Consider the following 3,906-nt stretch of genomic DNA (forward strand, 5'->3'; position numbering starts at 1 on the left):
CAGGCGGCGAGCTCGGCGACGGTGTCGAGGTTGACGTTGCCGCTGGCTTCGGTGGGCACGTGGGCGTCGATAAGCGAGACTGCCTCGCGCAACTCGGCGGGCGAGAAATTATCCAACATGATGCTGTCCACGCCCGCGGCGAGCACCGGCTCGATCTGCGCAAGCGAATCGACCTCCACCTCAATGTGCGTGGTGTGGCTGACGCGAGCGCGGATCGTGCGCAGCGCCTCCGTGATCCCGCGCGGACCCGTGGCGCCGAGCGCGGCGAGGTGATTGTCCTTGACCATCACCGCATCCGAGAGGCTGAAGCGGTGGTTGTGGCCGCCGCCGGCGCGCACCGCGTGCTTCTCAAAGGCGCGCAGGCCAGGGGTGGTCTTACGCGTATCCACGATGCGGGTGCCGGTGCCTTCGACCGCGGCGACGTAGTGGGCCGTCAGCGTGGCGATGCCCGACATCCGCTGCGCGAAGTTCAGTGCGACGCGCTCCGCGCTCAAGATGCCGCGGGCCGGGCCCTCGATGAGCGCGAGGCGCTGGCCGGCGTCGAAATGCGTGCCGTCCGGCGAAAGCTCGGTGACCGTGATCTGCGGGTCCGTGGCCGCGAACGCCGCGCGGACCACCTGTCCCCCGGCGAAGACGCCCTCTTCGCGGGCCACCAGCGCGGTGCGCAGGCGTGCGTCGGGAGCAATCGCGGCCTCGACGGTCGCATCACCCCACGGCATGTCCTCTGCGAGCGCGGCACGGACAGCGGCGTTGATGCGCTCCGGGGTCAGCATGGCTTCGCCGCCAGCATCCGCTCGAGCGCCACGCGTACGTCAGACGCGGTGGCTTCCGGTACCACGATCTGGTTTTCCACCCGGCCCTCGAGCAGCGACTCGAGCGTCCACGCCAGATACGCCGGGTGGATGCGGTACATCGTCGAGCACGGGCACACTACCGGGTCCAGGCAGAAGATCGTGCGGTCCGGGTACTGCTGTGCGAGGCGGTTGACCATGTTGATCTCGGTGCCGATGGCGATCACTTCGCCGGGTGCGGAGTTCTCCACCACGCGGCGGATGACTTCGGTGGAACCGGAGGAATCGGCGGCGTCGACAACCGGCGCAGGGCACTCCGGGTGCACCACGACGTGCACTCCCGGGTACTCCGCGCGCGCCTTTTCGATCTGCTCGACTGTGAAGCGGCGATGGACGGAGCAGAAGCCGTTCCACAGAATCACCTTCGCCTGCGCGAGCTGCTGCGCGGTGTTGCCGCCGAGCGGCTCGTTGGGGTTCCACATGCGCATCTGCTCGTCCGTAATGCCCATCGCGCGCGCCGTATTGCGGCCTAGGTGCTGATCCGGCAGGAAGACGACGCGCTCGGCGCGCTCGAACGCCTCCTTGAGCACGGTCGCCGCGTTCGAGGAGGTGCACACCACGCCGTCGTTGCGGCCGCAGAAGGCCTTGATGTCGGCGGCCGAGTTCATGTACGTCACCGGCACGATCCGCTCGCCGGGCAGCGCTTCGTGCAGCTGGTCGAAGCACGCCTCGACCTGCGCGAGGTTGGCCATATCCGCCATCGAGCATCCGGCGTTCAGGTTCGGCAGCACCACGGCCTGGTCCGCCCCGGAAAGGATGTCGGCGGTCTCCGCCATGAAGTGCACCCCGCAAAAGACGAAGGCTTCCGCCTCCGGGTGCGCCTTCGCCTGCTGGGCGAGGTTGAAGGAGTCCCCGATGAAGTCCGCAAACTTCACGATCTCGTCGCGCTGGTAGAAGTGCCCCAGGATCTTCACCCGTTCGCCCAGCTCGTCCTTCGCCGCAGTGATCATCGCGTCGAGTTCCTCCGGGCCCGCCTGCGTTTACCGTGCAGGCAGCGGTGCCTGCGGTGTGGGCAGCGGCGCGAACGTGTCGCCGCGCGAGGCACCCGGCCCGTAGGAGGCGTTCTGGGCGGTCTGCCACGGCTCGGCGGGCAGCTCAGTGTCGCAGGTGGCTTCCTGGGCCGCCTTTTGCGTGATCAAATCGGCAACTGAAGGCATGGTTCTTACTCTTTCTCGCTAATGAATCTGTAGTACTTCGCCGGCCGGTGCTTGGTACCAGCTTCGGTGGTGCCGGTGGCCTCGAGCTCTCCGCTCGCCAATGCTTGCCGACGAAAATTCGCCGGATCCAGCCCCTTCCCCCCGATCGCTTCGTGCACCCGGCGCAGCTGCGTGAGGGTAAAAGACTCCTCGAGGAAGCGGTGGGCGATCAGGGTTTGTTCTGCGCGCTTTTGCAGGCGCGTGATCCCGGCGCGGATGATCTCCGCGTGGTCGAAGGCCAGCTCCGGCAGCTCGCGCGTGTTCCACCAGGCGATGTTCGGGTCGTCGGGAAGCTCGGTGCCAGCAAAATCCTGGGGCCGAAACTGGGCCCAGTACGCGATGGTGACCATGCGCTGCGCCTCCGCGGAGCGCTCCACAGAACCGAAGGCGTAGAGCTGCTCCAGGTAGTTCGGCGTGGCACCACTGGCCGCAACGAGCGTCTCGCGCGCGGTTTCGCCCAACGTCTGGTTCCACTGCGTCGGCCCGCCGGGCAGCGCCCATGCACCGTAAAACGGGTCGCGCACGCGGCGCACCAGCGGGATCCACAGCCCACTGTCTGCGTTGAGTTCAGTGGGTGTTCCAGTTGGGTTGTGCAGCGCAAACGCGACTGTGGACACCGCCACCATCGGTCCGAGCCTCTGGCGCTCGGCCACGTTGAGCCTCTGCATCCCAAACATGCGCTCACCTCCCGCGTCACTTATAGTCATAATGACTTTAAGTGAGCTTAGGCGAGGTGTCGGGTCCGGGCAAGCACTAGTTTCACGCAAAACCGGCCCGGTGCATTGCGCACCGGGCCGGTTTGGGGAGGAACGGTTTAGTCCTGCTTGCCAGCAGAGGAGCCCTTCAGCGAGGTAAAGGCCTCACCCTTCTCGTTCGAGCACCAGTCGTAGAGCACGCCGCCCAGGGCAGCTACGCCCAGGATCGCGGCGGCGATGGTGCCGACCTGTCGAACGTTCGGGTCGGCTGCGAGCTGCTGCAGCTGGCGGTTTGCAGCGTCGATCTGCGCGCGCAGCTCGCCGAACTGGTCATTGTCGTTGCCACGGTTGCCAGTGCCCCAGTCCGGGGTGTTGCGGCTGAACTGCGCCTGGATCTCGGCGTTGATCTTGGCAACCTGCTGGTTGATCGCGTCCATGTACGGCGCACCCACCTGGCCGCCTACTGCCGCGAGCAGTGCGACCGGCACCAGGTAGAGAATTGGCGAGGCGACCGCGTTGGCCACACAACGATCAAGCACACCGCCGGGCGCGGACGGCACGCCCGGAGTCGGGGTGGCCGGCACCGTCGGCTCCTCCTCCACGATCTTCTTGGTCTTGCGCAGGCCAAGGTCGTAGGAGTCGTTGCGCTCGCCCGGCTTCAGGGTGACATTGGAAATCAGGCCCTCCTCGTCGGTTGCGCCCGGCACCTTGCCGGTGACTTCCCAACCCTGCGGCTTGATAAAACGGACCTCGTACTCCTTGTTCGGGTCGAGCCCCTCGATGAACCAGTTTCCGTTCTGGTCAGTCGTGGTAGTGCGGGTCGGCTCGCCGTCGCGAATGACCTGCACGGTGACGTCGGAAAGACCCTTCTCGTCCTCGTCCTGGACGCCGTCGCCGTTCTTGTCGTTCCAGACGCGATCACCAACAGTGCCCTTCGGCAGGACGCCCAGGTCAACGTCGAGACGCTTCTCGCCCTTCTCGATCGTGACAGTGCGCTTCACCTGGCTCGGATCCGACGGGGTGTGATCGCCCGGCAGGTACTCCACGGTGTACTCGCCCGGAGTGACGTCAACCTTCCAATTGCCGTCCTCGTCCGAAACAGTACGAGTGACCTCGTTGCCGTCCTTATCGGTAACGACCACCGTGACGCCAGGGACACCAGTC

At 66.2% G+C, this 3,906-nt stretch carries 3 protein-coding genes and 1 pseudogene; all 4 read right to left on the minus strand.

Annotated features, from left to right (window positions below; all coding sequences use genetic code 11):
• On the minus strand, nucleotides 1-773 hold a 773-nt coding region (nadC, locus tag EAW56_RS11255), incomplete at its 3' end, for a carboxylating nicotinate-nucleotide diphosphorylase (protein ID WP_122086620.1).
• Nucleotides 767-2,008 (minus strand): annotated as a pseudogene (nadA, locus tag EAW56_RS11260) (quinolinate synthase NadA). The pseudogene nadA and the gene nadC, both read right to left, overlap by 7 nt.
• 5 nt (nucleotides 2,009-2,013) lie before the next feature.
• Nucleotides 2,014-2,724: an NUDIX hydrolase gene (locus EAW56_RS11265; protein WP_244213423.1), complete on the minus strand. Its 711-nt coding sequence runs from the start codon at nucleotides 2,722-2,724 to the stop codon at nucleotides 2,014-2,016.
• 137 nt (nucleotides 2,725-2,861) lie between these two features.
• Nucleotides 2,862-3,906, minus strand: a 1,045-nt coding sequence (locus EAW56_RS11270) for an SdrD B-like domain-containing protein (RefSeq protein WP_208636515.1), incomplete at its 5' end; no start/stop codon positions are given.

Origin of the sequence: Corynebacterium gottingense (genome assembly GCF_003693265.1) — a bacterium.
Lineage (GTDB): Bacteria > Actinomycetota > Actinomycetes > Mycobacteriales > Mycobacteriaceae > Corynebacterium > Corynebacterium gottingense.

What these genes read in the sequence shown, in the direction of transcription:
- EAW56_RS11265 (WP_244213423.1), bottom strand. Translation starts at nt 2,724, where the DNA reads ATGTTTGGGATGCAGAGGCTCAACGTGGCCGAGCGCCAGAGGCTCGGA.